Here is a 25,189-nt window from a genome sequence, read left to right as displayed (position 1 = left end):
CATGACCCAAATTGGGGAGGGGACGCATTGGATACGGTACAGCCTACGGCGGTCGCGCTTGATGAGGCGACGGTGGCATTCCGCTTGGCCGACGCACGGGTCTATACGGCGGTGGAAAAGGCCCGGCTTTCGGTCGCGCATGGCGAGTTCGTCGCCATCGTGGGTCCCACCGGATGCGGGAAATCGACGCTGCTCAACGTCGCCGCCGGCCTGTTGAAGCCGGCCGCGGGCGCGGTGCGGATTTTCGACCAGCCGCTCACCGGGCTCAATCGGGACGCCGGCTATCTGTTTCAGGCCGATGCGCTGTTTCCCTGGAAGACCGCGATCGACAATGTCGCCATCGGCCTCGAGATCAAGGGCGCGCCGCGGGCGATGGCACTGGAGCGCGCGCAGGGCTGGTTGACGTCGGTCGGGCTCGGCGCGTTCGGCAATCGCTATCCGCATATGCTGTCCGGCGGGCAGCGCAAGCGCGTTGGGCTCGCCCAGGTGCTGATCCGCGATCCCAAGATCCTGCTGATGGATGAGCCGTTCGGGCCGCTCGATGCCCAAACCCGCCAGATCATGGGCAATCTGCTGCTGGAATTATGGACCGCCGACCGCAAGGCGGTGCTGTTCGTGACCCACGATCTCGAAGAGGCGATCGCGCTGGCCGACCGCGTGGTGATCATGTCGGCGGGACCCGGCGCGCGCATCATCGGCGACTGGAAGGTGGCCCTGCCGCGCCCGCGCGATATCTCGGAAGTGCGGATGGAAAAGCAGTTCCACGAACTGCACCGGGAAATCTGGAGCGTGCTGAAGGATGAAGTGATGAAGGGTTACGCGCAGTCTTCGCAAGCGGCGGAGGCCTCCTGATGTCCCGCCTGACGCTGCTGTTCTGGCAATTGATGGTCGCCGTGGTTGCGCTCTCGCTGTGGCAGTTCTTTGCCACCGTACCGGTGTTCGGCCGCATGCTGCTGCCGCCGTTCTTCTTCTCCACTCCGGTCGATGTCGCCAGCCAGATCTACAAATGGTTCGCGACTGGCGTGATCTGGAAGCATCTGATGATCACGCTGTGGGAGTCGGTCTTGGCCTTCGTGATCGGTTCGGTCGGCGGCGTGCTGGTCGGCTTCTGGTTCGCGCGCCAGCCCCGCGTCGCCGCGGTGTTCGATCCCTATGTCAAGATGATGAACGCGTTGCCGCGCGTGGTGCTGGCGCCGATCTTCGCGCTGTGGCTCGGGCTCGGCATCTGGTCCAAGGTCGCGCTCGGCGTGACGCTGGTGTTCTTCATTGTGTTCTTCAACGTCTATCAGGGCGTCAAGGAGGTCAGCACCACCGTGCTCGACAACGGCCGCATGCTCGGCATGAGCGAACGGCAGTTGACGCGGCATGTGTACTGGCCGTCGGCGCTGTCGTGGATGTTTTCCTCGCTGCATACCGCGGTCGGTTTCGCCGTGGTCGGCGCCGTTGTCGGCGAATATCTGGGATCGGCGGCCGGCCTCGGCTACCTGATCCAGCAGGCCGAGGGGGTGTTCGACGTCGGCGCTGTCTTCGCCGGCATGTTCGTGCTGTCGGCCTTCGTGATCCTGATCGATTTCGGCGTGACGCTGGTCGAGCGGCGGCTCTTGGTATGGCGGCCGGCGCCCGTGGTGCGGGATTGATCGACGCCGTCGGAGGCCGCGGCCTTGTTACAGACGTCTGCTTAATTATTACTCGCCTTCGGCGAGCGAACTGACGCATGATCAAGGCGGGCTGCTCCATGCGCGGCTTCGATCGGCGCGACCGCCCGAAAGCAAATGATCCCCGCACCGGATACAGCCCAATCCGATGAGACGTTGCTGCGCTACGCCGGCTGGCGTGTCGTGCTCGCCTGTTTCCTCATGGCGCTGTTTCTGTTCGGCTTTGGCCTGTACGGTCATGGCGTCTACCTGGCCGAACTGCAGCGTCTGAACGGCTGGACCGCCGCCCTTATCTCGGGCGCGAGCACGCTGTCGTTCCTGCTGTGCAATATTTTCGCAACCTTCACCAACGAACTCGTCGCCCGGCTGGGTGCGAAGCGGCTTGTGCTGCTGGGAATTGCGGCGCTGGCGGCGTCGACGACGCTGCTCGCATGGGCGACCACCCCGTGGCAGCTCTACGCCGCTTTCATCCTGATGTCTCTGGGATGGATCGGCATGGGGACGGTCGTGATCGCGACGGTCGTGAGCCTTTGGTTCGTGCGCCGTCGTGGCCTCGCCATCAGCCTTGCGTTCACCGGCGGGAGTTGCGGCGGGGTCGTCATTACGCCGTTGCTGGTGTTTCTCGTCGAGCGGTTCGGCTTCCCGGCCGCGATGCTGACCGTGACGGCGATCATGGTTGCGGTTCTCATACCTGTCGCTGTCGCCTGGATCGGTCCGCCATCCGGCGGTGGTTTGGCCGAGGGGCAGATCAAGGATCCGTCGCCAGCCGAAATGTCATCCGCTGCGGGCGAGATCCCGCGCGCCAAACTGCTGCACAGCCCGGCGTTCTGGACAATCTCGGTTCCATTCGCGCTTGCGCTGCTGGCTCAGATTGGTTTCATCGTGCACCAGATCGCATTGCTTGAACCGAAAATCGGCCTTGCCGGCGCAGGTGTCGCGGTTTCCATTATGACGTTCATGGCGATAGCCGGACGCCTCGGCCTCGGCATCTTTGTCGACCGGCTCGATCCGCGGCGCGTCACCGCCGTATCGCTCGTCAGCCAAGCGGCGGCGCTGCTGGCCATCCTGCAGACCGACGACGTTCCGGTCGTCCTCGCCGCTTGTGCGGTGTTCGGCTTTTCAATCGGCAATATCATTACCTTGCCGCCCCTGATCATTCATCGCGAGTTCAATGCCGCAAGCTTTGTCGTGGTCATGGGGCTGTCGAACGCGGTCAGCGGAACCGTTGGTGCGCTTGGTCCCGGCCTTGTCGGTCTCGTTCGCGGCTGGCGCGGCGACTATGATGCCGTCCTTGCGGTGTGCATCGGTCTGGAGCTGGTTGCGGCAGCGATCGTGGTCCAGCGCGGGCTGTTGCGGTGGCGGCCGGCGCCGGTGGAGGGGCGAGGGTAGGGTCTCTCGTCGTCCCGGCCTTGAGCTCAGATGCGCAATTGCGCATCGGGGGACCCATACCGCGTGATCTCTCGATTGAGGGAAATCTGGCTGACGCCTTCCGCCAAACGAACGTCGGTGGACGACGGTGATACCCTCAGTTCAGCATCTTGGTGTCATCCGGCGCCTGCGGCGGGGTCTTGATCGCGATCGCCTTGAAGGTCCGTCCATCCGGCTTGGTGCCGCCATGGGGGGTGCCCTTGGGGATCACGATGAGGTCGCCCGGCTTCACCGTTACTTCCTTGTCGCCCAGCCAGACCGTGCCTGTGCCCTCGAGGATGAACTGCATCTCGTTGGTGTTCGGATGCATGTGCTTGGGCACGTTGCCGTCCTGGATGGAGATCGTGACGCCGTCGGCGGAGACGAACATCTTGGAGCGGAACCCGACGGGATTGGCAGCCCCGAGCGCGTCACCGTTCATCTCGCCGGTCGAGATGACCTGCGCGGTGATGTTTTCGGCAGCATAGGCCGGACGCAGCAGATGCGTGACGCCGACGCCCGCGGCGAAAGCGGCTGATATGGACAGCGTGATGGCGATCCGATTCATGGATGGTCCTCCCCGATTGTATTTTCTTGTAAGGCAATGCTACGCCGCGAAGCTGCACTTCGCCAGCGCGGCGAAAGACCACGCATCTGCGATGGAATAAATCGCAGCGAGCGGGACAGCGTTGCAATAACGCCCTTGCATTGTCACCAAAGTCGCCTTCTCAAGGCCTGTGCACTGCATTATCCTGTCGGCAACCCATCGGAGGAAACCATGAAGAAAATTGTTGGCCGGCTGGCCGGGGCGCTGCTGGCGCTCGTCCTGACGTCAGGCTTTGCCGCAGCGCAAAGCAAGGTCACCATCGCGATCGGGGGCGGATCCTGCCTGTGCTATCTGCCGACGGTGCTGGCCAGGCAGCTCGGCGAATACGAAAAAGCCGGCCTTGCCGTCGAACTGGTCGATCTCAAGGGCGGCTCGGATGCACTGAAGGCCGTGCTGGGCGGCAGCGCCGACGTGGTTTCCGGCTATTTCGACCATTGCGTCAATCTGGCCGCCAAGAAGCAGGAACTGGTGTCGTTCGTGGTCTATGACCGCTATCCCGGGCTGGTGCTCGTCGTGTCGCCCTCGCACAACAAGGAAATCAACTCGATCAAGGATCTTGCCGGCAAGAAGGTCGGTGTCAGCGCGCCGGGATCCTCGACCGATTTCTTCCTGAAGTATCTGCTCAAGAAAAACGGCCTCGATCCGACCAGCGCCTCGGTGATCGGCGTCGGGCTTGGTGCCACCGCTATCGCGGCGATGCAGCAGGGTCAGATCGACGCGGCCGTGATGCTGGATCCGTCGGTCACGGTGCTGCAGGGCAGCTATCCCGACCTCAAGATCCTCAGCGACACCCGCACGCAAAAGGATACGCTCGAAGTGTTCGGCGGCGAATATCCGGGCGGCTCGCTCTACACCACGGCGGCATGGATCAAATCCCACGAGAAGGAAGTGCAGGCTTTGACCACGGCGATCGTCAACACGCTGACCTGGATTCACACCCATTCGCCGGAAGAGATCATGGCGAAAATGCCGGAAGAAATCGTCGGCAAGAACAAGGAGCTGTATCTGGCGGCGCTGAAGAACACGATCCCGATGTATTCGTTGAACGGCAAGATGGACCCGAAGGGCGCGGATGCGGTGCTGGCGGTGTTCAGCGAGGGCTCACCCGAGGTGGCAAAAGCCAACATCGACGTCACCAAGACCTACACCAACAAATATGTCGATCAGGTCAAGAAGACGACCGGCTCGAGCGCCAAATAACACGTGAAGTCGTGCGTGACGCAATGCTGGAAGTGATGCGGCGATGAATGGCACGACGCCACCGGTCATTCATCGCGTTACCTCGCTCGATCTGCCGGTCGAATCCTGGTCATGGCCGTTCGCCGCCGCGCGGCGGGCGGAGATCGATGCGCATTTTGCGCAGGCGCAGCGCGACAATCCGCAACTGTGGAACGGGCGCGTGCTGCTCGGGCGCCATCCGGTCTTTGCCGGCAGTCACCTCACGGCCGGCTATTTCGAGACTGATTTTGCGAGCTTCCTGGCCTGGCGTGACTGGGGCTTTCCTGACCGGGACGTGTTCAACGGTTTTGGGATGGGCGCGCTGCGCTGCGCCGACGGCGCGTTCGTGCTCGGCGAGATGGGCCAGCACACCTCCAACGCCGGACGAATCTATTTTCCGTCAGGCACGCCCGATCTCGACGACGTCAGGGATGGCGCGCTCGACATATCCGGCAGTGTGGCGCGCGAACTCGAGGAGGAAACCGGTCTCGTGCCGGGGGAGTACCGGAGCGATCCGGATTGGCACTGCGTCTACACCGGCCCGGCGCTGGCGATGATCCGGCTGTTGCACGTCGATATGTCGGGCGAGGCATTGCGCAGCCGGATCGAGGCCAATCTCGCTTTGCAGCAATCGCCTGAATTGTCGGCCATTCATCTGGTGCGCGGAACGCGCGATCTCAATTCGGCAATGCCACGCTTCGTGACGGCGTTCATTGAGGCGCAGTTTGCGGCGTAACTGGGATATGGGTCGAGCGCTTCATACTACGACACATGACGCTTTTTCTTTTTGTTGGCGCTCGCCTTCTTGACGATTGCTCTTTTCGTTGGCGTGGTTGCGACCGTGCCGGCCAATCGTCGCTCGGCGGCGGCGGTCCTCCGGCTCGACAGTTTGAATTTGGTGTAGCCAAGCACCCGCTCCATCGCGATCCGCGCCTTCTCGGCGTCGCCGCTCTCGATCGCGCGTGCGGCGGCGGCATGGTTGGGCAAATTGTCCCGGAACCAGCCGGCGCTGCCCACCGCGACAATGAAAACCGTGCTCAGGATGGTGTCGATGGCGCCACGGAAGCCTTGCAGCACCGGGTTGTGCGTGGCGTCGAGGATCGCGAGATGAAAAGCCTTGTCCGCGGCGATGGTGCTCGCGTGGTCCTGCGCGGTTTCCATCGCGGCCAAAGCCGCATTGATGCGCCAGCGGTCGTTCTTGGTGGCGCGCTCGGCGGCGAGCGCTGCGGCCGCCGGCTCGATGATCGAGCGGACTTCCTGGATTGCCAGCAGAAGATCGCGGCCCGGTTCGTCCTTGCCGACCAGCCAGCTCAAAACGTCGCGGTCGAGCAGGCTCCATTCACTGCGCGGAAGCACGTGGGTGCCATGCCGGGGGCGGACGCTGACCAGCCCTTTTGCGGCGAGCGTCTTGATGGCCTCCCGTACCACGCCGCGTCCGACGCCGAAGCGGGTTTCGAGATCCGGCTCCGGTGGCAGGGCCGCTCCGACCGGAATGAGATCCTGCGCAATTTCGCGGCCGAGTGTCGTCAACACGTTGCGAATGCGCCCCGGCTTGACACGCTTGTCGGCGCTCTTCGGCTTGGCCACCTCCTTCTCCTCTTGACGTTGCTGAGATTTGGCTGAGATTTGAGATTTGCTAGCATGGGTGATGTATGCTAGCAATCATCCGATGTTTAACATCCGATGATTGAGCGGCTGCGCGCATCGGTTGTGCTGCGACTGATATTTTTTTTGGATGCCGAGGTGCCGCGACAGTGTAACCTTGGTTATTGCCTTGACATCACACGGCGCTACCCGTGTGATGTCGAAAAAAGATACGACAAAAACAAAAAGGTGCATCGCACCATATACAGGGAGGATTTGATGCCGGGGCACAAGGTTGCGCGCCTGTTTGTCGGGCTGTCCGCCGCGGTGGCGGTGCTGGGGATGGCGGTTGCCGCCGAAGCTCAGGAAAAGAAAATCAAGATCGGCGTGATCTACGACCTGACCGGCCCGCTCGCCGGCGGCGGTTCCGAGCTGCAATACACCGGCGCCAAGATCATGCTCGACCATTTCAGCAAGACCGGCGTCGAAGGCTACAAGATCGAGGCGGTTTACGCCGACGCGCAGAGCAAGCCCGATGTCGCCATCAACGAGGCGATCCGCCTCGTCGAGCAGGAAAAGGTCGACATGCTGCTCGGCTTCTTCTCGTCGGCGCAGTGCGTGCCGGTGGCGGCCCGCGTCGAGCAGCTGAAGAAGTTCATGTGGATCACCACCTGCATTTCCTCGGCGGTGCTCGCCGACAAGAATTTCAAATATATCTTCCGTCCGCAGGCCAGTGGCGATCAGTTCGGCCTGATGACGATGGATTTCATCGCCCAGAACTCCAAGGAAAAGTTCGGCAAGGAGCCGAAGGACCTGCGGGTTGCGATCATCCACGAAGACGGCGCCTATGGCGTCGACGTGTCGAAGGGCAACGAGGCGGGCGCCAAGAAGGCCGGCTTCAACGTCGTCCTGAAGGAGGGCTATTCCGCCACCGCGCCGGATCTTTCCGCGCTCGTCACCAAGCTGAAGCGCGGCCGGCCCGACGTGGTCTTCCATACCGGCTACAACCCCGACATCACGCTGCTGCTGCGCCAGGCGCGCGAGCAGGGCCTGAAGTTCGGCGCGCTGGTCGGTCATGGCGCAGGCTATGGCGTCTACGAGAAGCTGAAGGAAGGCCTCGGCGGCGACGTCAACTACGTCTTCAACACCGATCCGATCTCGATCTGGCTCGCCAACCAGAAGTCGATGGATCCGAAGCTGCCGCCGATGATCAAGATGGTGGGTGAGGAGTTCGACAAGGCCAAGCCCGGCGTCGCCATCCGCTCCGCCCATGTCGGCATGGCCGCGTCCAACACCTACGTCTTCATGACCGAGGTGCTGCCGCGCGCGATCAAGAAATATGGCGGCGTCGATCCCGAGGCGTTGCGCAAGGCCTCGCTCGAAGTCGATTTGCCGGAAGGCGGCACCATGCTCGGCTTCGGCGTCAAGTTCTACGGCGAAGGCCAGCAGATGGCCGGCCAGAACGAGCGTTCGTTCCCGGTGGTGATCCAGTATGTCGACGACAAATCGTACGTGGTGTGGCCGAAGAGCCAGATGCAGCGCGAGGCCGTGCTGCCTTTGCCGAAGGGCACCACCTTCAGCAGCCAGTAGGTTAGCGGAGTATCTGGGGTGCTGACGGTGAACGGGTTGGTGAAGCGCTTCGGCGGCTTCACCGCGGTCAACAACGTATCGTTCCGGGTCGAACAGGGCGAGATTCTCGGCCTGATCGGGCCGAACGGCTCCGGCAAGAGCACGATCTTCAACATGCTGTCGGGCACGCTGGTCCCGAGCGCCGGTTCGATTCTGTTCGACGGCGCGGAGATCGCGGGCGTCGCCCCTCATCGCATCATCAATCGCGGCATCGGCCGCACCTTCCAGATCCCGCGGCCGTTTCACCGGCTCAGCATCTTCGAAAACGTGGCGCTGGCCGGTTACTACGGCCAGGGCAGCCACAGCCGCGCCAAGGCGAACGAGGCCGCCGAAAAGGCGCTGCATATGGTCGGCCTGACCACCGATCGCCATGCCACCGTCGACGGCCTCGGGGCAGCCGGCCTGAAGAAGCTCGAACTTGCGAAAGCGCTGGCGACCGGGCCGAAACTTCTGCTCGCCGACGAAAGCCTCGGCGGCCTCGACGAGAAAGAGATGGATGCTGCGGCGGACATGCTGCGCAAGATCCGCGACGAACTCGGCATCACCATCATCTGGGTCGAGCACATCATGGGCGTGCTGATGCGCGTGGTCGATCGCGTCATGGTGCTCGATCACGGCGAGAAGATTTCGGAAGGCTTGCCGAGTGCGGTGTCGAGCGATCCCCGCGTGATCGAGGTCTATCTCGGCACCGATGCGGATTCGACTCTAGCCGCGGCCGGGGAAGCGCGCCGGCGGGCAGGGGACTAGGCATGCTCGAATTGAAATCGGTCGATGCTGGTTACGGCACTTTCCAGGCGTTGTTCGGCGTCAGCCTCGACGTCAGGGCGGGCGAGGCGGTCGGCGTGATCGGCCCCAACGGCGCCGGCAAGACCACGCTGATGCGGGTGATCTCCGGCCTGATCCGGCCCACCAGAGGCTCGATCTCGATGGAGGGTACCGACGTGCTGGCCACGCCGGCGCATCGCATCGTCAGCCTCGGCATCGCCCATGTGCCGGAAAACCGCCGGCTGTTTCCGCGGCTCACGGTCGACGACAATCTGAAGATGGGTGCCTACATGGAAGGCGCCCGCGCCAAATATGCCGAGCGGCTGGAATTCGTGTTCGACCTGTTTCCGCGGATGAAGGAGCGCCGCAGCCAGATGGCGGGCACCATGTCGGGCGGCGAACAGCAGATGTGCGCGATCGGCCGCGCGCTGATGTCGAACCCGAAATTGCTGCTGCTCGACGAGCCATCGGCGGGACTGGCGCCGGTCGTGGTTCAACAGGTGTTCGAGCTGGTGAAGCGGATCCGCGCCAGCGGGCTGACGGTGCTGATCGTCGAGCAGAACGTGCAGCAGGTGCTGCGCGTGGTCGACCGCGCCTACCTGCTCGAGGCCGGCAGCATCCGCGCGTCGGGCACGTCGGCGGAGATGATGAACAACGACACCATCAAGCAGGCATATCTCGGCGTTTAGGACAGGCAAGCGATGCAGGGATTTCTGGACGTCTTCGACATCTATCTGCTGGAAGCCGTGGTCAACGGCATCCTGCTCGGCGGGGTGCTGGCGCTATTGGCGCTCGGGCTCAATTTGATCTTCGGCGTCATCGACGTGACCTGGATCTGCTATGCCGAGCTGGTCATGATCGGCATGTACGGCATGTACTATCTGGTCCAGTTTTACGGCCTGCCGTACTGGGCGGCGGCGCCGCTAACCATTTTGCTGGTGGCGCTGCTGGGAGCAGCATTGCATTACATCGTGATCGCGCCGCTGCTCACCGCGCCACCGATCAACCAGCTGCTCGCCACCGGCGGCGTGCTGTTCATCCTGCAGAGCTTTGCCACCGTCGCTTTCGGCATCGACTTCCGCAATCTCGGCATCCGCCTGCCGGTGCTGGCGCTCGGCGAGATGCACTTCAGCTATTCGCGGCTGTTGTCCTTTGCCGCCGCGCTGATCGGCATGGTCAGCGTCTATTTCTTCATGACCCGCACCTATACCGGCACCGCGATCCGCGCCATCTCGCAGGACCGCCAGATCATGTCGCTGATGGGCGTCGACACCAAGCGCATCTACCTCGTCACCTCGGCGCTGGGCGGCGCGCTCGCCGGCCTGGCGGCCTGTCTCCTCGTGCTGCAATACGACGTGCATCCCTTTGTCGGCCTGTCGTTCGGGCCGATCACCTTCCTGATCTGCGTGCTCGGCGGGCTCGGCAACTTCGTCGGCGGCTTCATCGCGGCGTTCGTGTTCGCCGAGATCATCTCACTCGGCGGCCTGTTCTCCGACCTCGAATGGGGCTACGTGCTCGCCTTCGCCTTCTTCATCGTCATGATGTTCATCCGGCCCGCGGGCCTATTCGCGAGGCGCTCGTGAACGCGCGAACCATTGCCTGGGCCATTGCGCTTGCGGTGCTGATCGCGCTGCCCTTCGTCTATCGCCAGCCCTATCATCTGCACATCCTGGTGCTGATCCTGATCTGGTCGTTCGCCTATACGTCGTGGTCGATCATGGGCCGTTTCGGCCTGGTGTCGCTCGGCCATGGCGGCTTCATGGGCGTCGGTGCCTATGTCACGGCGCTGTTGTGGAACCATCTCGGCATCTCGCCGTGGATCGGCATTCCGCTCAGCATGGTGTGCGCGGGTTTGCTCGCGGTCATCGTCGCCTATCCCTGCTTCCGCTACCGCATCACCGGGCACTATTTCGTGCTGGTGACGCTGGCGCTGTCGGGCATCGTGCTGCAGGTCATCACCGCGACGCGCGACTACACCGGCGGCTCGCTCGGCTACACGCCGAACCGCACCAAGGGCAGCCAGTTGCTGGCGCTGCAGTTCGACGACAAGACGACGTGGTATCTGATCGCGCTGTTCGTCTGGGTGGTCGGACTTCTGATCTGGCAATGGGTCGACCGCAGCATGAGCCGCTACGCCATGGAGGCGATCTCGGACGACGAGGACGCGGCGGCCGCCGCCGGCGTCAACGTGACCTTCGAAAAGCTCAGGATCACCATCATCAGTGCGCTGATGACGGCGCTGGCGGGCGCGCTGTACTGCCAGTACCAGATGTTCATCTCGCCCGACACGGTCAGCGGCATAGCGGTGTCGCTGCAGATGGTGTTTGCCGTCATCGTCGGCGGCGTCTACGTGTCGTTCGGGCCGACGGTCGGCGCCATCATCACGATCCTGCTTGCCGAATTTCTGCGCATCTGGTTCGGGACCAAGGCGGTGGGCTGGGACAACCTGGTCTACGGCGTGCTGCTGGTGCTGTTCATCATATTCCTTCCCAAGGGCATTCTTGGTAGCGTCATGGATCGGTTCAAGACGCAACCCAAGAAGAAGCCCGTAGCCTCATGAGCAAGAAATCACAGCAACCGCTTGGCGATACCCTGAAGCCCTTTGTCGCCCCGTTTCGCGTTGACGGGACAAGCGAATTTCACCTGAAATCGCACAAGACCAGCGAGAAGGGCGGTCTCGACAAGGACAAGGGCGAGAAGATCATCGAGGCCAACCGCAAGCGACTGAGCGATTGTCAGGAAAAGCTTTACGCGCAGGACAATTGGTCGATGCTTCTGGTGTTTCAGGGCATGGACGCCGCCGGCAAGGATTCCGCCATCAAGAGCGTGTTCGACGGCATCAACCCGCAGGGCTGCGAAGTCACGTCGTTCAAGCAGCCGTCGACCAAGGAGCTCGACCACGATTTTCTCTGGCGCAGCATGATCGCGCTGCCCGAGCGTGGCCGGATCGGCATCTTCAACCGCTCCTATTACGAGGAATGCCTGGTGGTGCGCGTGCACACCGAGATTCTCGGCAAGCAGAAGATTCCGAAAAAGCTGGTGACCAGGAACATCTGGCGCGAGCGGTTCGAGGATATCTCCAGCATGGAGCGTTACCTCGCGCGCAACGGCACCGTGATCCTGAAATTCTTCCTCAACATCTCCAGGGAAGAGCAGCGCGAGCGCTTTCTCGCCCGGCTGGACGAGCCCGCCAAGAACTGGAAGTTCTCGCTGGCCGATATTGCGGAGCGCAAGCTGTGGGCAAAATACCAGGCCGCCTACCAGGACATGATCCGTCACACGTCGGCGCGCCACGCGCCATGGCATGTGGTGCCGGCCGACCACAAATGGTTCGCCCGCGTCGTGATCGGCTCGACCATCGTCAGCGCGCTCGACAGGCTGGATTTGCGTTTCCCCGAGGTCGACAAGGCCGACCGCAGCGAGTTCAAGCAGGTTCGCGAGGCGCTGCTGGCCGAAGAGAAGGGCGAGGGGAAGGTTGCGAAGAGGTAGGGGCAGGCGACCTGTCCGCCGAAGCTCGCAGAGCGAAGGCGGAAGCCGTAACCCACCGCTGATGCGAAAAAAGATGGTGGGTTACGCTACGCTAACCCACCCTACGATTCTTGATACGCCGCCCGGCGTTCAGTCCCGACCGCCCTCCAGGCCATACTCCCGGTAGATCGTCTCCGGGTCGGTTTGTGGAAACAACCGGCACTTCGCCTGGGCCAGATGCAGACCCTCGCTTCCCGGAGCGCAGCCGGCAATCAGGAGTTTCCGAAGATCCTCCATATGGGGTCGCGGCTGAATCTTCTCCGGAAGCTGTTCGAGCGCGACCAGAGCCGTGGCGAGTGCCTGGGTCACCACCCACTCGTCATGGCCCGTAACCCCCTTCTTTGGCATGAGACAGCCTCCTGTCGGATCGGTACCCGGCAGCTTACGTCCATAAACCGGCTTTACGCAAAAGTTGAGGCAGGGGCCTCGCGCAGCAAAGCACCTTTGCGCGGTCAGCCCCGTCAGGTCCGATCGGGCTTGCCGCCTTCGCCTTCATCGCTCTCGTCCTTGACGAGCGTCAGAAGGCGCAACGTCAGGAAGGTAAACACGGCGACCGTGATGGCGACGTCATAACTGCCGAGGCCAACGGAAACGCCGATCGCGCCGGTCGCCCACAGGCTTGCCGCGGTCGCGGTGCCGTGAACGGAGGTGCCCTGTTTGAGAATGGCGCCGCCGCCGATGAAGCCGATGCCGGTAATCAGCCCTTCGATGACTTTCGCCATGCCGTCGGGGGAGTGCACGAGCAGGTTTTCGCTGGCTTGCACGAAGCCGCAACTGGCCAGGGCGACGAGCGGAAACGTCCTTAAGCCGGCGCTTCGTGCGCGCTTCTCGCGATCCCAGCCGATCGGCACCGCGAGCGCGAAGGCGGCGGCCAGCGCAATGAAGTGACTACCGATCTGAAACCTGTCCAACCGCGCGCCCCGTCCATGAACCGATCACCGTTCATACAATTGGCGTTCGCGCATCGCCATGCGGCTTTAAGCGCTGCAGGAAGGTGGAACAAATGTGGCATCCGCGTAACGCGTAGCCGACGCGCTCAACCCCGGTGCAGCGGTTGCGTGATCGCGGACGTTTGGATGTGCAGCTGCCGGACCGTTGTGAGCGTTGCAAACAGAACCGCAAGGCCAAAGGCCGCCAGCAAGGTCAGCAGGAGAAACCGAGGGCCCATGCGCCGCTCCATTTTACAAATCTCCCCCTGGCTAGAGATGGTTCGCGGGGCCTGGCTTTCAACCCGGCGCGACGACGGGGAAGGGGAGGCCGACCCCTCACGGCTGCGTGTCCGGGGGGGATGCTGAGGGCAGGACGCCGTTTACCCTGCGGCGCTTTTGCCCCGTTAGGTCATCCATCCTGACCATCTTTTGGCATTGCGGCCGGCCATATTTCTCGTCTAGAACGGCCATGGAACGTGGTCCCGGCAACGAACTGTCAATGGTTTTGGCTAAGGATTTCGTCTCCTCAAGGGTCTGGCAATGCTGATTCGCAGCGAAAATGTTGGAGTTCAGGGTGGATCGGCCTCGGCCGTTCGTGCTCCCGCGATTCCGGCTGCGTCCTTGCCCACCCTCCTTATTGGCGGGCTTCTGCTTCTTATCGGCCCCTGAGGGCCGTCTGGGCGATTGCGCCTGGGCACTCAGGGGTTGCGTGAGATCAAGGAACCCTTCAGCGCCCAAAAACGGCGCACCACCCAAAGGAAGTTGCAGATGACCACAGCCAATAAGTCCGAGAAGGACCGCGTAATCGTATTCGACACCACCTTGCGCGACGGCGAGCAGTGCCCCGGCGCCACCATGACGTTCGAGGAAAAGATCGAGATCGCCGAGATGCTCGACGACATGGGCGTCGACGTCATCGAGGCCGGTTTTCCGATCACCTCCGAAGGCGACTTCCAGGCCGTCAGCGAGATCGCCCGCCGCTCCAAGAACTCTGTCATCGCAGGTCTGTCGCGCGCCAATCCGAAGGACATCGACCGCTGCGCCGAAGCGGTGAAATTCGCGAGGCGCGGCCGCGTCCACACCGTGATCGCGACCTCGCCGCTGCACATGCGCGTCAAGCTGAACATGACGCCCGAGCAGGTGATGGAGCTCTCGATCGCCAACGTCACCCGCGCCCGCAACCAGATCGACGACGTCGAATGGTCGGCCGAGGATGCCACCCGCAGCGAGATGGATTATCTCTGCCGCATCGTCGAGGCCGTGATCAAGGCCGGCGCCACCACGGTCAACATTCCGGACACCGTCGGCTACACCACGCCCGAGGAATACACCCGCTTCATGCGCACGCTGATCGAGCGGGTGCCGAATTCCGACAAGGCGGTCTTCTCCGTGCACTGCCACAACGACCTCGGCATGGCCGTGGCGAATTCGCTGGCCGGTATCGCCGGCGGCGCGCGCCAGATCGAATGCACCGTCAACGGCATCGGCGAGCGGGCCGGCAACGCCGCGCTGGAAGAAGTCGTGATGGCGATGAACGTCCGCAACGACGTGTTTCCGTGGTGGAACAAGATCGACACCACAATGCTGACGCGGGCCTCGAAACTGGTGTCGGCGGCAACCTCGTTCCCGGTGCAGTACAACAAGGCGATCGTCGGCCGTAACGCGTTTGCCCATGAAAGCGGCATCCATCAGGACGGCGTGCTGAAGGACGCCTCGACCTACGAGATCATGCGCCCCGAGATGATCGGCCTGAAGAAGTCGTCGCTGGTGCTCGGCAAGCATTCCGGACGTCATGCCTTCGTGCACAAGCTGGAGGAGATGGGCTACAAGCTCGGCGCCAACCAGCTGGAAGACGCGTTCGTGCGGATGAAGGCGCTGGCCGACCGCAAGAAGGACATCTACGACGAGGACATCGAGGCGCTGGTCGACCAGGAAATCGCCAACTCGCATGACCGCATCAAGCTGACGTCGCTGACGGTGATCGCGGGCACCCATGGGCCGCAGCGCGCCACCATGAAGCTCGACGTTGGCGGCCAGACCAAGATCGAGGAGGCCGAAGGCAACGGCCCGGTCGATGCGGTGTTTAACTGCATCAAGGCGCTGGTGCCGCACGAGGCCAAGCTCGAGCTGTACCAGGTCCACGCGGTCACGGAAGGCACCGACGCGCAAGCCGAAGTCTCGGTGCGGCTCGCCCATGAAGGCCGCTCGATGACCTCCAAGGCGTCAGATCCGGATACGCTGGTGGCTTCGGCAAAAGCCTATCTCGGCGCGCTCAACAAGATCGTCATGAAGCGCGAGCGCGACATGCCGTCGTCGGCCGTGGCGAGCTGATTATCCCGTCATTCCGGGATGGTCCGAAGGACCAGACCCGGAATCTCGAGATTCCCCGGTGCGCAATTGCGCACCTGAGGTTCGATGCTTCGCATCGCCCCGGAATGACGACAAGTGAAATGAAAGAATCAAAACGCGGTGCCCTCGGCGCCGCGTTTTTGCTTTGCCCTCGGGTCGAGTGCACTCGCTCCATGACACCGTGATTCCGGTCACAGCACAAACATCCGGTTTTGGTCAGCCTCGATGCCGACCCTCGACGATCTCGGTCCCTTGGATGGGCGTTGAGGGATGGACGGCCTGTTGAAGGAGACAATGATGGCCAACACGCAAGCAACTCTGAATGCCGACGGCCTTGCGCCGTTGCCGGATGCCAAGCTGGACCAGGTCAGCGGCGGCTGGTTTCCCTTCATCGCCTTGGGCGTTGCATTGGGAATCGGCTACTGCATCGTGGACGGGACGCTCGACCCGAAGCCGGGCCCGAAGGGTGATTTCCCGATCGGCCCCAAGAACGTCGGTTGATCGGTCAGCCAAGGTTGCCGCGAAGCGACGCCGCGCCGGACAGGTGCGGCGTCGTGCGTTTGAACGTCGCGAGACGTCGCGACTGGCGCAAGCGCGCTCTACTTCCGGTCGGCGGCAGGCAGTTGGACCGGGACGTGCGGCGAGGTGCTGATCACCCGGGTGCTGCCGTCCGAATAGGTCGGGCTTCGCTCGGCCTCGCTCCGGAGGGTTTCCAACAGCAGAAAGAATTTTTCTGAAAGCATGGCCTGTTCCACTTCATTGAGGATGCCACCGCTAGTCTGGTGAAATTAACGTCTTCAGTAACGCGTCAGTATGCCTGACAATGGTTTCAGGAAGTGTTCGCCAGATCACTAAAATGGCTTCGTCGGTGGACAGAATTGTTTCATCAAAGCCTGTTTGCGAAACACTTATCACGGAAACGCGACAGCCGGCGCCCGTAAGAACCCGGTGATCTTGCCTCGCATCAAGCCGCCGTCTTGCGGCCCCGGACCATCAGGACGAACAGGACGGCAAGGCCCGACGTCACCGTGTACATCGTGAACGCGTTCAGATAGCCGATCATCATCGACTGGCGGGCGATCTCCTTGGCTACCTTGGCAAGGCCCGGCACGGTGTCGAAATTCCACCCGCCGGTCAGGCCCGGCGTCGTCAGCGCGCGGTTATAGGGACTGATCATCTCGGTCATCCGGCTGTAATTGGCGCCCGAGGTACGCACGATTTCGGCGATCGACAGCGAGATGAAGAAGCTCGATCCGATATTGCGCAGCAAATGGAAGATCGCGGACGCTTCCGCATAATGCTTGGCGTCCAGCGTGCCGAACGCCACCGCCGTGATCGGCACCCAGACGACGCCGACGGCAAATCCCTGGATCATGCTGTTGAAGACCAGGATCTCCATCGTGACGTTGAGGTCGAAGGTCAGCATCCACAGCCCCGCCACGGTCTGCAGGCCAAAGCCGAAGGCCATGGTGAGGCGCGGATCGAGCCGGTTCATCAAGCCGGCGATCATGAAGCCGACCAGCATTCCGAGGCCGCGCGATCCGATCACCTGTCCGACCAGTGCGTCAGGATAACCGGCCTGCTGCTGCAGCAGCGGCGGCAGCAACACCATCGGCGTGAAGTTCAGCATGCCGTAGATCGTCACCAGCGCCAGCCCGATCGCATAATTGCGGTCGGTCAGGAGTTTCAGGTTCACGAACGGATTGCGGGCGCCGAGACTGTGGATGAGAAAAACATAGAACGCGATGCCCGCAATCAGGCATTCGACCACGATCTCGGTCGAGTCGAACCAGTCCAGCCGTGCGCCGCGCGCGAGCACCAGCTGAATGGCCGCCAGCGCGGTTGCCAGCGCGATGAAGCCGGTCCAGTCGAAGCGGACCTTGGTCAACTGGTTGTCGGAAGGCAGCGTCCAGGCCATGCCGATCGTGGCCGCAATCCCGATCGGCACCAGCATGTAGAATGACCAGCGCCAGCTATGCGCCTCGGCGAGATAGCCGCCATACACCGGGCCGAACACCGGTGCGATCGCAACCGCCATGCCGAAGATCGACATCACCATGGAGTGCTGGCGGCGCGGGAAGGTCGCGAACAGGATCGACTGCGACAGCGGTACCAGCGGCGCCCCGGCGCCGCCCTGCAGGATGCGCCACAGCACCAGCACCTCGAGCGATTGCGCCATTCCGCAGAGCAGCGTCGCCAGGGTGAACCATCCGACCGACCACACCATCACGCGCCTGCTGCCGAAGCGGGACACCAGCCAGCCCGTCATCGGCGTCACGACCGCGGTCGCCAGGATGTTGAAGGTCATCACCCAGGCGACCTCGTCCTGGGTCGCCGACAGCGCGCCCTGCATCTGCGGCAGGATGGTCGACGTCGTCAGCAGCGCCGTGCCGTACAGCGAAGAGCCGAGCACGACCGTCATCAGCGTCAAATATCGCTGCGCCGTGGACATGGTCCCGGCAGGGTCCTCGGCCTCCATGCTGGTGGAACTCAGGGTGATGTCCCTTGCGGCAGCTGTTGTCAGATACTAACCTAGCTTACTAATTTCAGGGCGGCTACAACAGCGCCATGCCGAATACCGACGAATATATTGGGGTTGTGATTTCGGACGTTGCCCGCCTGTTGCGGACCGAGTTCGATCGCCGCGTGCGCCGCCTCGGCATCACGCGGGCGCAATGGCTGGTGTTGACCCGCCTGCACCGCCGCCCCGGCGCCTCGCATTCCGAACTGGCCGAGATGATGGAGGTCGAGAAGGCCACCGCCGGTCGCATGATCGACCGGCTGGTGGCCAATGGCTGGGTCGAGCGCCGCACGCAAGCGGACGACCGCCGCGTCAAGCGCGTGTATCTGACCAAGGAGGCCGAGCGGGTCCACAAGCGGATCTGGCGTATCGCCGAGGATACGGTCGATGCCGGGCTCGCCGATCTCGCCGGGCCCGAACGCAAACAGCTGATGGCTTTGTTGCAGCGCATCAAGAAAACCCTGGTGTCGGCGGATGACGGCGAGGCCGCGCGGGGCGAGTTGGCGACGGCCCCGCGAAAGCGAGTTTCATTGGCGACAAGCCGGCTTAACGGCAGGGCCGCGCCATGACCAAGCGGATGAAGCGATTGGCGCTGGTCGGCGTGCCCCTGTTGGTCCTGGTTGGCGCGCTGGCGTTCTGGCTGCAGGGCGGCCGCCACATCGCGACCGAGAACGCGTTCGTCAAGGCTGACATCGCCCAGATCGCCAGCGAGGTTCAGGGGCGCATCACCGAGTTGCGGATCCACGATCATTCGGCCGTCGCCGCCGGCGACGTGCTGCTTCGCCTCGATCCGACGCCCTACCAATTGGCGCTCGCCAAGGCCGAAGCGGAAATTGATTCCGCGCGCGCCGCCGTCGAGCAGCTCAAGGCCAGCCTGCGCGAGATCCGGGCCGAGACAAAGGAGGCGGAGAACAAGCTGTCGTATCTCCAGTCCCTGGCGAGGCGGCAGCGTGAATTGTCCGGACGCGGCGTCGCCTCGACCGCGAAGGTCGAGCAGACCAACAGCGAGGAGCAGGAAGGCGAAGATCGTGTCGCCGTTCTGCACCAGCGCATCGCGCGCGTCGAGGCAGCCCTGGGCGGCAAGCCTGACCGGCCCACGGATCAGTTCGCGGCGGTGCGCGAAAAACTGGCGGTACGCGATCGCGCCGCGCTCGACCTTGCCTATACCGAGATCAAGGCGCCCAAGGCGGGCGTGGTGGTCAATTTCAAGCTGCAGCTCGGCGAGCAGGTCAAGGCGCAGACACCGCTGTTCGCGCTGGTCACCGACCGCAGGCCCTGGCTGGAGGCGAACTTCAAGGAGACCGACCTGACCTATGTGACGGTGGGGCAGAAGGCCAAGGTTGTGCTCGACATGCATCCCGACGTCACCTGGGACGCCGTGGTGGAAAGCATCAGCCCGGCGACAGGCGCGGAGTTTGCGATCCTGCCGGCGCAAAACGCCTCGGGCAATTGGGTCAAGGTCGTGCAGCGCCTGCCGGTGCGGCTGCAGCTGGTTGCGCGGCCCGGCGAACCGCCGCTGCGCGCCGGCATGACCGCCTATGTCAGCATCGACACGCGGCGCGCCCGCAGCCTCGCAAGGCTGCTCGGCGGCGGACCTGCGGTTGCGGCGAACCCGGTGCAAGAGACCAGCAAGCCCGATTAGTTTTCGGCCCCAGATCCGAAGCGCTTGCCGTCAGCCCGGCAGAAGCCTCTTCACTCGTTTCCAGGCGGGCGCCACGGCATATCCGATGACCGGGATTGACGCCGCGCCGACCACCAGTCCGATCACGCCTGAGATGGCCGCCTCGACGATCCATTTGAGCAAACCGGCGACCGCCGGCAGGGCGTGAGCCGCAGCGTCGGTCGCGGTGTGGACGGCGTGACCGATCGAAGGCGGGCCGTACGCCTCGATGCCATGCAAGATGATGCCGCCACCGACCCAGATCATGGCGGCGGTGCCGACGGCACTGAGAAATATCAGGAAGACGGGCATGCCCCGGACGAGGGCGTGTCCCAATCCGCGGCCGATACTGGCGATGACCGAGACATTGTCGTTTCGCGCCAGCGCCACGCCGGCGTCGTCCGCCTTCACGATCAGGGCCACCAGGCCATACACCGCGACGGTGATTCCGATTGCGACAACCGCCAGCACGATGGCCTGCTTCAGGATGCTCCCGGCGGGGAGGGCCGCCAGTGTGATCGCCATGATCTCCGCCGACAGGATGAAGTCGGTCTTGATCGCGCTCGCGACCTTCTGGTCCTCGAGCGTCTGCGCCTGCAACGCCACCGTGCCGAGCTCGGCCTCATGCTGGTGCGCATGATGCGGCATGACGGCTTCGTACAGTTTTTCAACGCCTTCGTAGCAGAGATAGGCCCCGCCGAACATCAGAAGCGGCGTGATCGCCGAGGGCAGGAAGTAGCTGAGCGCCAGCGCAACGGGAAGCAGGATCAGGAGCTTGTTGCGAAGCGATCCCGCCGCGATCTTGCCCACGATCGGCAGTTCGCGCTTGGCCGCGAATCCGATCACGTAACCTGGCGTCACCGCGGTATCGTCGATGACGACGCCGGCGGCCTTTACCCCCGCCTTGGCGGCCTGGCTGACCACATCGTCAAGGGAAGCCGCTGCCACCTTTGCGATCGCCGCGATATCGTCGAGAAGGGCGATCAGTCCGACGCTCATCGATAAATCCCGTTCATGATTCGCGGGTTCCTCGCCGAGCGTGACCCTCCGCAGATTGAGCTTTGACAGCGGATCGGCTTTTACAGCATCAAGCGGTGTTTCACGATCTGCTTTTTCGACGCAATCCAGACTTGCAGTTCAGCGCGCGAGGTTTCAACGCACAGAGACGTCAGATAGTGTGCGCGCGATCCAATGGGGAATGACATGAACTTTTCTGCAATTTTTGCGCGCATCGTCGCGCTAATCGGTGCTGGGGCGCTGTTTTGGCGCAATTTGCAGGGCGCCGCACCCGCGCCTGCCTGGGGCAGCACGCCTGTGGTGCCGGAAGCGAAGCCGCAGGGCGCCATTCCGACGCTCAAGATGCCGTCGGCGAGGGGCTGGGACGACGGGCAGAAGCCGACGGCAGCACCGGGGCTCAAGGTCAATGCATTTGCGACCGGCCTGAAACATCCGCGCTGGATCAACGTGCTGCCCAATGGCGACGTCCTGATTGCGGAGTCGAACCAGGTCGCAGGTCCGGTCAGAAACGTGTTCGGCTATGCGATGCAGGCGACGATGCGGCGGGCCGCGGCGCTTGGCGAAAGCGCGAACCGCATCACGCTGCTCCGCGATGCGGATGGCGACGGCGTCGCCGAAACGCGCGGGGTTTTCATGGAGGGGCTGAACCAGCCGTTCGGCATGGCGCTGCTCGGCGACACCTTTTATGTCGGCAACACTGACGGCGTGGTGGCATTCCCCTATGTGGCGAACGCCGATCGCATCACGGCGACAGGGCGCAAACTCGTCACCTTCAAGCCGGGCGGGCATTGGACGCGGAGCCTGCTGCCGAGCCCGGATGGCAGGAAGCTCTACGCAGGTGTCGGCTCGCTCACCAACATTGCCGACAACGGCATGGAAGTGGAAGAAGGCCGTGCCGCGATCCATGAGCTCGATCTCGCCGGCGGCTCCAGCCGCATCTTTGCCGGCGGCCTGCGCAATGCGGTCGGCATGGCTTGGGAGCCACAGACCGGCGTGCTCTGGACTGTGGTCAACGAGCGCGACGGCCTCGGCGACGAGACGCCTCCGGACTATCTGACCTCGGTGCGCGATGGCGGCTTCTACGGCTGGCCCTATTGCTACTGGGGCCAGACGGTGGACGATCGGGTGCCGCAGGATCCGGCCGCGGTGGCCAAGGCGATCACGCCGGACTATGCGCTCGGCGGTCACACCGCCTCGCTCGGTCTTTGCTGGGTGCCCGCTGGCACGCTGCCGGGTTTTCCCGATGGCATGGCGATCGGCCAGCACGGCTCCTGGAACCGCAGCACGCTGAGCGGTTACAAGCTCGTTTTTGTGCCGTTCGAGAACGGGCGTCCGTCAGGGCCGGCGCGGGATATTCTCTCCGGCTTCCTCGCACCCGACGAGAAGGAATCCTATGGACGACCGGTCGGGGTGGTGGTCGGTCCCGACGGCCGGTCGCTCCTGATGGCGGACGATGTCGGCGATGTGATCTGGCGCGTCACGGGCGCGTAGCAGAACTGAGCTGCTCGCGACGGCTGGATCGGCGAAGAAAGCGCCGGCCGGCCGTCACGGGATGTGGCGGTAATCTTTTGTTGCGCAGCTTGCCGGAAGCGTTGAGAATTAGCGCTCATGTTTAGCAATTGAATTTGGCCCTTGTCGCAGAGAAGGCCTGTTAGTGCGCGTTGCCGGGTGGATATTGCTGATTGCCGGGGCTCTGCTTTGCGCCACTCTGGTATGGGCGACGGTTGGGTTCCTGCTGATGGGCGTCGGCCTGTTGTCACTCCTGGTGGCAGAGAACAAGCGACGGCGGGTGAGTGTCGCTACCGTGAGCCGCGCGCCAGCCGATGAGCGCTTCGCGCAACCTCCGGTTCCTGAACCGGTCGTCTCTCACGAACCCCCGAAGCCGATAAGCCCACCGGCGGTTTCCTATGACAGGCAGGCATGGCGTCAGCTTGTTGAAGGCGATGTCGATCTCGCGCGGATAACCTCCGTGTTGGCCGACTACGGCCAGCAATATGTCGACGAGTTAGCCGGCGAATACATGGCTGACATCGACAAGCAGCGCCTTCCCGCCATCGTTGACGGCATCATCGGAAGAGCAAGCAAGAGTGTTGCGCCGCGTGGCAATGGCAGGCTGGCTGTCGACGCCAGGCCGCCCAATCCGGTTGGCAGCGCGACGGCGGCCCGTCGGCCGGATCGGCCGCCTAGGCCTTTGCCGGAGTCGACATTAAAGCTTTCCGAAAAATCGCCCGATTCCGTGTCCTCGCCGGTCGAACCGGCCAAACAGGAAGCTTTTGGCGCACCCGTCGAGCCGCCAACTGCAGTGGATCCTGCACCGGGCGAGGAAGACCGCAACAAGACGGTCATCAGCGCCGATGAGGAACTCACCGCCATGCTCGGCAGATTGTCTGCGGACGCGGCCACGCCAAGCAAGAGCTGAGCGCTGCCGCGGTTCAGCCATCACATTGCCGGGATAGGCCGGCCTATCTTGCATTAGCCATACTTCGACCACGAGCCGCTGGCTTGATTTGCGCACACCCGAAAACAAAACGGGAGATCGCAATGAAGCGAGACATCGGGGTGATAAGCGGCGCGACGCTCGCAATTGGCGTGATCATGTGGGGATTCGTGGGCAATCCGGCCAGCACAAAGCGAACCAATGTAGCGCAGCACGTGACCCAGACGATGGACGTTGCGCCGGAACTCAAGCATGTGACTGAGCGCAGCCCGTATATGCGGTCCGAGCGCTGACCAGACTGAGATGAACGATATTTCTTGCCTCGCCCCGGTTTTGCCGGCCCAGCTGCGACAGCATCTCGCACGGGCGACGTGACCGCCTCGCCTGGAAACTGTTTCGAACGCAGTGAATTCACGCCCGGATGTTGCTAGGCTGCTCCAGAGATCGGTGAGGCGAGTCGTTGGATGCCGTCGCATCCAACGCGACCGGCGCATCGTCTTTGCCGACGACCCCCACAAAGGGGAACGTTTCTGAATGCAGCCAGCGAGGCAGGCCATGGTGAAACCGTTTCCGTCCAAGACCCACATCGGCAACCACATGCTGCATCCGGAAACGCTGATGCTGAACTACGGCTACGATCCGCAATTGTCGGAAGGCGCCGTCAAGCCGCCGGTGTTCCTGACCTCGACCTTCGTGTTCCGGACCGCCGAAGACGGTCAGGATTTCTTCGATTTCGTCTCGGGCCGGCGCGAGCCGCCCGCGGGGATGGGCGCGGGCCTGGTCTATTCGCGGTTCAATCATCCCAACAGCGAGATCGTCGAAGACAGGCTTGCGGTCTACGAGCGCACCGAGAAATGCGCGCTGTTCTCGTCCGGCATGTCGGCGATTTCGACCGCGATCCTCGCCTTCGTCCGCCCCGGCGATGTCATCCTGCACTCGCAACCGCTCTATGGCGGCACGGAAACCCTGTTCACGAAAACGCTTGCGGGCCTCTCGATCGGCTCGGTGGGTTTTGCCGACGGCATCGACGAAGCCGCGGTGCAGCTGGCGGCGGAGGACGCCATGCGCAAGGGACGGGTTTCGATGATCTTCATCGAGACCCCGGCCAACCCCACCAACGGCCTGGTCGATATCGCGATGGTCCGCCGCGTCGCCGAGAACATCGGCGAGGCGCAGGATCACACGCCGATCGTCGCGTGCGACAATACGCTGCTCGGGCCGGTGTTTCAGCGGCCGATCGAACACGGCGCGGATCTGTCATTGTACTCGCTGACCAAATATATCGGCGGCCATTCCGACCTGATCGCGGGCGCTGCGCTCGGCTCGAAAGCCCTGATGAAGGACATCAAGGCGCTGCGCGGCGCGATCGGCACCCAGCTCGACCCGCATTCCTGCTGGATGCTTTCCAGGTCGCTCGAGACCTTGAGCATCCGCATGGAAAAGGCCGACGCAAACGCACGGCTGGTGGCGGATTTTCTGCGCGACCACGCCAAGGTGGCGCATGTCCATTACCTCGGCCATCACGATGCGAACTCGCCGGCCGGGCGTCTGTTCGCGGGGCAATGCACCGGCGCCGGCTCGACGTTCTCGTTCGACATCGTCGGCGGCCAGGCCGCCGCCTTCAAATTCCTCAACGCGCTGCAGATCTTCAAGCTGGCGGTCAGTCTCGGCGGCACCGAGTCGCTGGCCAGCCTGCCGGCGAGCATGACCCATTCCGGCGTTCCAGCCGCCATCCGCCAGAAAATCGGCGTGCTCGACTCCACGATCCGGCTGTCGATCGGCATCGAGCACCCGTCCGATCTGATCGCCGATATCGCGCAGGCCTTGAACGCGGCGTAGCTGTGTGCCTCGCCTGATGCCCGCTCGTACCGGGGGGACGAGGA

General features: G+C 63.2%; 26 protein-coding genes. 19 read left to right on the top strand and 7 right to left on the bottom strand.

Annotated features, from left to right (window positions below; all coding sequences use genetic code 11):
• The first annotated feature begins 27 nt into the window (after positions 1 to 27).
• The 3 genes from JQ567_RS12770 to JQ567_RS12760 all read left to right on the top strand — a co-directional run bounded on the left by JQ567_RS12770 (position 28) and on the right by JQ567_RS12760 (position 3,044).
• Entirely contained in the window at positions 28 to 852 is an 825-nt protein-coding gene (locus JQ567_RS12770; protein WP_212389908.1) for an ABC transporter ATP-binding protein, read from the top strand.
• Entirely contained in the window at positions 852 to 1,637 is a 786-nt protein-coding gene (locus JQ567_RS12765) for an ABC transporter permease (RefSeq protein WP_212439135.1), read from the top strand. The genes JQ567_RS12770 and JQ567_RS12765 overlap by 1 nt, the downstream gene beginning before the upstream one ends.
• Before the next feature lie 135 nt (positions 1,638 to 1,772).
• Positions 1,773 to 3,044 carry an MFS transporter gene (locus JQ567_RS12760; protein WP_212439134.1) on the top strand — a complete coding sequence of 424 codons (1,272 nt, stop codon included), beginning with the start codon at positions 1,773 to 1,775 and terminating at the stop codon, positions 3,042 to 3,044.
• Between the two features lie 136 nt (positions 3,045 to 3,180).
• Here the strand turns inward: JQ567_RS12760 and JQ567_RS12755 are convergent, their stop codons facing one another.
• Positions 3,181 to 3,630, bottom strand: coding sequence for a cupin domain-containing protein (locus JQ567_RS12755; protein WP_212439133.1), 450 nt, complete (start codon positions 3,628 to 3,630; stop codon positions 3,181 to 3,183).
• Positions 3,631 to 3,840: 210 nt separating this feature from the next.
• Here JQ567_RS12755 and JQ567_RS12750 point away from each other — a divergent pair, with 210 nt between their 5' ends.
• Both JQ567_RS12750 and JQ567_RS12745 read left to right on the top strand, forming a co-directional pair.
• Entirely contained in the window at positions 3,841 to 4,869 is a 1,029-nt protein-coding gene (locus JQ567_RS12750; RefSeq protein WP_212439132.1) for an ABC transporter substrate-binding protein, read from the top strand.
• Between the two features lie 43 nt (positions 4,870 to 4,912).
• On the top strand, positions 4,913 to 5,623 hold the full coding sequence (locus JQ567_RS12745) for an NUDIX hydrolase (RefSeq protein WP_212439131.1): 711 nt from the start codon (positions 4,913 to 4,915) through the stop codon (positions 5,621 to 5,623).
• 26 nt (positions 5,624 to 5,649) lie between these two features.
• Here the strand turns inward: JQ567_RS12745 and JQ567_RS12740 are convergent, their stop codons facing one another.
• Entirely contained in the window at positions 5,650 to 6,474 is an 825-nt protein-coding gene (locus JQ567_RS12740) for a FadR/GntR family transcriptional regulator (protein ID WP_212439130.1), read from the bottom strand.
• Between the two features lie 276 nt (positions 6,475 to 6,750).
• On the opposite strand from JQ567_RS12740, the gene JQ567_RS12735 reads away from it, so the two are divergent.
• From JQ567_RS12735 to JQ567_RS12710, 6 genes are read left to right on the top strand one after another with little or no spacing between them, the layout of a single operon-like run.
• Positions 6,751 to 8,061 carry an ABC transporter substrate-binding protein gene (locus tag JQ567_RS12735; protein WP_212439129.1) on the top strand — a complete coding sequence of 437 codons (1,311 nt, stop codon included), beginning with the start codon at positions 6,751 to 6,753 and terminating at the stop codon, positions 8,059 to 8,061.
• Positions 8,062 to 8,079: 18 nt separating this feature from the next.
• Positions 8,080 to 8,847, top strand: a complete 768-nt coding sequence (locus JQ567_RS12730) for an ABC transporter ATP-binding protein (RefSeq protein ID WP_212439128.1) — start codon at positions 8,080 to 8,082, stop codon at positions 8,845 to 8,847.
• Positions 8,848 to 8,849: 2 nt separating this feature from the next.
• A complete protein-coding gene (locus tag JQ567_RS12725) occupies positions 8,850 to 9,554 on the top strand; it encodes an ABC transporter ATP-binding protein (RefSeq protein ID WP_212439127.1) in 705 nt (234 codons plus the stop codon).
• Positions 9,555 to 9,566: 12 nt separating this feature from the next.
• Positions 9,567 to 10,448, top strand: a complete 882-nt coding sequence (locus JQ567_RS12720; protein WP_212415532.1) for a branched-chain amino acid ABC transporter permease — start codon at positions 9,567 to 9,569, stop codon at positions 10,446 to 10,448.
• Positions 10,445 to 11,425: a branched-chain amino acid ABC transporter permease gene (locus JQ567_RS12715; protein ID WP_312017389.1), complete on the top strand. Its 981-nt coding sequence runs from the start codon at positions 10,445 to 10,447 to the stop codon at positions 11,423 to 11,425. The genes JQ567_RS12720 and JQ567_RS12715 overlap by 4 nt, the downstream gene beginning before the upstream one ends.
• Positions 11,422 to 12,354 carry a polyphosphate kinase 2 family protein gene (locus tag JQ567_RS12710; RefSeq protein WP_212439125.1) on the top strand — a complete coding sequence of 311 codons (933 nt, stop codon included), beginning with the start codon at positions 11,422 to 11,424 and terminating at the stop codon, positions 12,352 to 12,354. Before JQ567_RS12715 ends, JQ567_RS12710 begins: the two co-directional genes overlap by 4 nt.
• Positions 12,355 to 12,483: 129 nt before the next feature.
• On the opposite strand, the gene JQ567_RS12705 is transcribed toward JQ567_RS12710, so the two are convergent.
• Together JQ567_RS12705 and JQ567_RS12700 are read right to left on the bottom strand one after the other, a co-directional pair.
• Positions 12,484 to 12,741, bottom strand: coding sequence for a hypothetical protein (locus tag JQ567_RS12705; RefSeq protein WP_192737945.1), 258 nt, complete (start codon positions 12,739 to 12,741; stop codon positions 12,484 to 12,486).
• A 113-nt stretch (positions 12,742 to 12,854) separates the two neighbouring features.
• Positions 12,855 to 13,304: an MgtC/SapB family protein gene (locus JQ567_RS12700; protein WP_212439124.1), complete on the bottom strand. Its 450-nt coding sequence runs from the start codon at positions 13,302 to 13,304 to the stop codon at positions 12,855 to 12,857.
• Positions 13,305 to 14,090: 786 nt separating this feature from the next.
• Between JQ567_RS12700 and JQ567_RS12695 the strand changes: the two genes are divergently transcribed.
• Together JQ567_RS12695 and JQ567_RS12690 are read left to right on the top strand one after the other, a co-directional pair.
• The gene (locus tag JQ567_RS12695; RefSeq protein ID WP_212439123.1) at positions 14,091 to 15,653 is read left to right on the top strand and encodes a 2-isopropylmalate synthase; all 1,563 of its coding nucleotides are present in this window, start codon (positions 14,091 to 14,093) and stop codon (positions 15,651 to 15,653) included.
• A gap of 288 nt (positions 15,654 to 15,941) precedes the next feature.
• On the top strand, positions 15,942 to 16,172 hold the full coding sequence (locus tag JQ567_RS12690; protein WP_212439122.1) for a hypothetical protein: 231 nt from the start codon (positions 15,942 to 15,944) through the stop codon (positions 16,170 to 16,172).
• A gap of 98 nt (positions 16,173 to 16,270) precedes the next feature.
• Here JQ567_RS12690 and JQ567_RS12685 read toward each other — a convergent pair whose 3' ends face one another.
• Both JQ567_RS12685 and JQ567_RS12680 read right to left on the bottom strand, forming a co-directional pair.
• The gene (locus tag JQ567_RS12685; RefSeq protein ID WP_212439121.1) at positions 16,271 to 16,414 is read right to left on the bottom strand and encodes a hypothetical protein; all 144 of its coding nucleotides are present in this window, start codon (positions 16,412 to 16,414) and stop codon (positions 16,271 to 16,273) included.
• A 221-nt stretch (positions 16,415 to 16,635) separates the two neighbouring features.
• The gene (locus JQ567_RS12680) at positions 16,636 to 18,123 is read right to left on the bottom strand and encodes a DHA2 family efflux MFS transporter permease subunit (protein ID WP_212439120.1); all 1,488 of its coding nucleotides are present in this window, start codon (positions 18,121 to 18,123) and stop codon (positions 16,636 to 16,638) included.
• A 116-nt stretch (positions 18,124 to 18,239) separates the two neighbouring features.
• Between JQ567_RS12680 and JQ567_RS12675 the strand changes: the two genes are divergently transcribed.
• Both JQ567_RS12675 and JQ567_RS12670 read left to right on the top strand, forming a co-directional pair.
• Positions 18,240 to 18,761 (top strand): MarR family winged helix-turn-helix transcriptional regulator, encoded by a 522-nt coding sequence (locus JQ567_RS12675; RefSeq protein ID WP_212439119.1) that lies wholly within the window; start codon positions 18,240 to 18,242, stop codon positions 18,759 to 18,761.
• Entirely contained in the window at positions 18,758 to 19,834 is a 1,077-nt protein-coding gene (locus JQ567_RS12670; protein WP_212439118.1) for an HlyD family secretion protein, read from the top strand. Before JQ567_RS12675 ends, JQ567_RS12670 begins: the two co-directional genes overlap by 4 nt.
• A 30-nt stretch (positions 19,835 to 19,864) precedes the next feature.
• On the opposite strand, the gene JQ567_RS12665 is transcribed toward JQ567_RS12670, so the two are convergent.
• Complete coding sequence (locus JQ567_RS12665) at positions 19,865 to 20,851, bottom strand: DUF808 domain-containing protein (protein ID WP_212439117.1); 987 nt, start codon at positions 20,849 to 20,851, stop codon at positions 19,865 to 19,867.
• Positions 20,852 to 21,055: 204 nt separating this feature from the next.
• Between JQ567_RS12665 and JQ567_RS12660 the strand changes: the two genes are divergently transcribed.
• The 4 genes from JQ567_RS12660 (at position 21,056) to JQ567_RS12645 (ending at position 25,145) form a co-directional block, all read left to right on the top strand.
• Complete coding sequence (locus JQ567_RS12660) at positions 21,056 to 22,360, top strand: sorbosone dehydrogenase family protein (protein WP_212439116.1); 1,305 nt, start codon at positions 21,056 to 21,058, stop codon at positions 22,358 to 22,360.
• 163 nt (positions 22,361 to 22,523) lie between these two features.
• Positions 22,524 to 23,288 carry a hypothetical protein gene (locus JQ567_RS12655; protein WP_212439115.1) on the top strand — a complete coding sequence of 255 codons (765 nt, stop codon included), beginning with the start codon at positions 22,524 to 22,526 and terminating at the stop codon, positions 23,286 to 23,288.
• A gap of 122 nt (positions 23,289 to 23,410) precedes the next feature.
• Positions 23,411 to 23,599 carry a hypothetical protein gene (locus tag JQ567_RS12650; RefSeq protein ID WP_212439114.1) on the top strand — a complete coding sequence of 63 codons (189 nt, stop codon included), beginning with the start codon at positions 23,411 to 23,413 and terminating at the stop codon, positions 23,597 to 23,599.
• Positions 23,600 to 23,861: 262 nt separating this feature from the next.
• On the top strand, positions 23,862 to 25,145 hold the full coding sequence (locus JQ567_RS12645) for a cystathionine gamma-synthase family protein (RefSeq protein WP_212439113.1): 1,284 nt from the start codon (positions 23,862 to 23,864) through the stop codon (positions 25,143 to 25,145).
• Positions 25,146 to 25,189: the final 44 nt, after the last annotated feature.

It is taken from the genome of Bradyrhizobium sp. AUGA SZCCT0431 (assembly GCF_018131065.1).
Taxonomy (GTDB): domain Bacteria; phylum Pseudomonadota; class Alphaproteobacteria; order Rhizobiales; family Xanthobacteraceae; genus Bradyrhizobium.
This window is presented reverse-complemented; position numbering and strand designations above follow the sequence as displayed.

Excerpts from the sequence above, each read along its gene's own strand:
- JQ567_RS12755 (WP_212439133.1), bottom strand. The coding sequence starts at position 3,630 with ATGAATCGGATCGCCATCACGCTGTCCATATCAGCCGCTTTCGCCGCG.
- JQ567_RS12685 (WP_212439121.1), bottom strand. The coding sequence starts at position 16,414 with ATGCTTTCAGAAAAATTCTTTCTGCTGTTGGAAACCCTCCGGAGCGAG.
- JQ567_RS12745 (WP_212439131.1), top strand. The coding sequence starts at position 4,913 with ATGAATGGCACGACGCCACCGGTCATTCATCGCGTTACCTCGCTCGAT.
- JQ567_RS12690 (WP_212439122.1), top strand. The coding sequence starts at position 15,942 with ATGGACGGCCTGTTGAAGGAGACAATGATGGCCAACACGCAAGCAACT.
- JQ567_RS12695 (WP_212439123.1), top strand. The coding sequence starts at position 14,091 with ATGACCACAGCCAATAAGTCCGAGAAGGACCGCGTAATCGTATTCGAC.
- JQ567_RS12710 (WP_212439125.1), top strand. The coding sequence starts at position 11,422 with ATGAGCAAGAAATCACAGCAACCGCTTGGCGATACCCTGAAGCCCTTT.
- JQ567_RS12645 (WP_212439113.1), top strand. The coding sequence starts at position 23,862 with ATGGTGAAACCGTTTCCGTCCAAGACCCACATCGGCAACCACATGCTG.
- JQ567_RS12670 (WP_212439118.1), top strand. The coding sequence starts at position 18,758 with ATGACCAAGCGGATGAAGCGATTGGCGCTGGTCGGCGTGCCCCTGTTG.
- JQ567_RS12675 (WP_212439119.1), top strand. The coding sequence starts at position 18,240 with ATGCCGAATACCGACGAATATATTGGGGTTGTGATTTCGGACGTTGCC.
- JQ567_RS12650 (WP_212439114.1), top strand. The coding sequence starts at position 23,411 with ATGAAGCGAGACATCGGGGTGATAAGCGGCGCGACGCTCGCAATTGGC.
- JQ567_RS12705 (WP_192737945.1), bottom strand. The coding sequence starts at position 12,741 with ATGCCAAAGAAGGGGGTTACGGGCCATGACGAGTGGGTGGTGACCCAG.
- JQ567_RS12765 (WP_212439135.1), top strand. The coding sequence starts at position 852 with ATGTCCCGCCTGACGCTGCTGTTCTGGCAATTGATGGTCGCCGTGGTT.
- JQ567_RS12750 (WP_212439132.1), top strand. The coding sequence starts at position 3,841 with ATGAAGAAAATTGTTGGCCGGCTGGCCGGGGCGCTGCTGGCGCTCGTC.
- JQ567_RS12660 (WP_212439116.1), top strand. The coding sequence starts at position 21,056 with ATGAACTTTTCTGCAATTTTTGCGCGCATCGTCGCGCTAATCGGTGCT.
- JQ567_RS12720 (WP_212415532.1), top strand. The coding sequence starts at position 9,567 with ATGCAGGGATTTCTGGACGTCTTCGACATCTATCTGCTGGAAGCCGTG.
- JQ567_RS12760 (WP_212439134.1), top strand. The coding sequence starts at position 1,773 with ATGATCCCCGCACCGGATACAGCCCAATCCGATGAGACGTTGCTGCGC.
- JQ567_RS12735 (WP_212439129.1), top strand. The coding sequence starts at position 6,751 with ATGCCGGGGCACAAGGTTGCGCGCCTGTTTGTCGGGCTGTCCGCCGCG.
- JQ567_RS12665 (WP_212439117.1), bottom strand. The coding sequence starts at position 20,851 with ATGAGCGTCGGACTGATCGCCCTTCTCGACGATATCGCGGCGATCGCA.
- JQ567_RS12725 (WP_212439127.1), top strand. The coding sequence starts at position 8,850 with ATGCTCGAATTGAAATCGGTCGATGCTGGTTACGGCACTTTCCAGGCG.
- JQ567_RS12680 (WP_212439120.1), bottom strand. The coding sequence starts at position 18,123 with ATGTCCACGGCGCAGCGATATTTGACGCTGATGACGGTCGTGCTCGGC.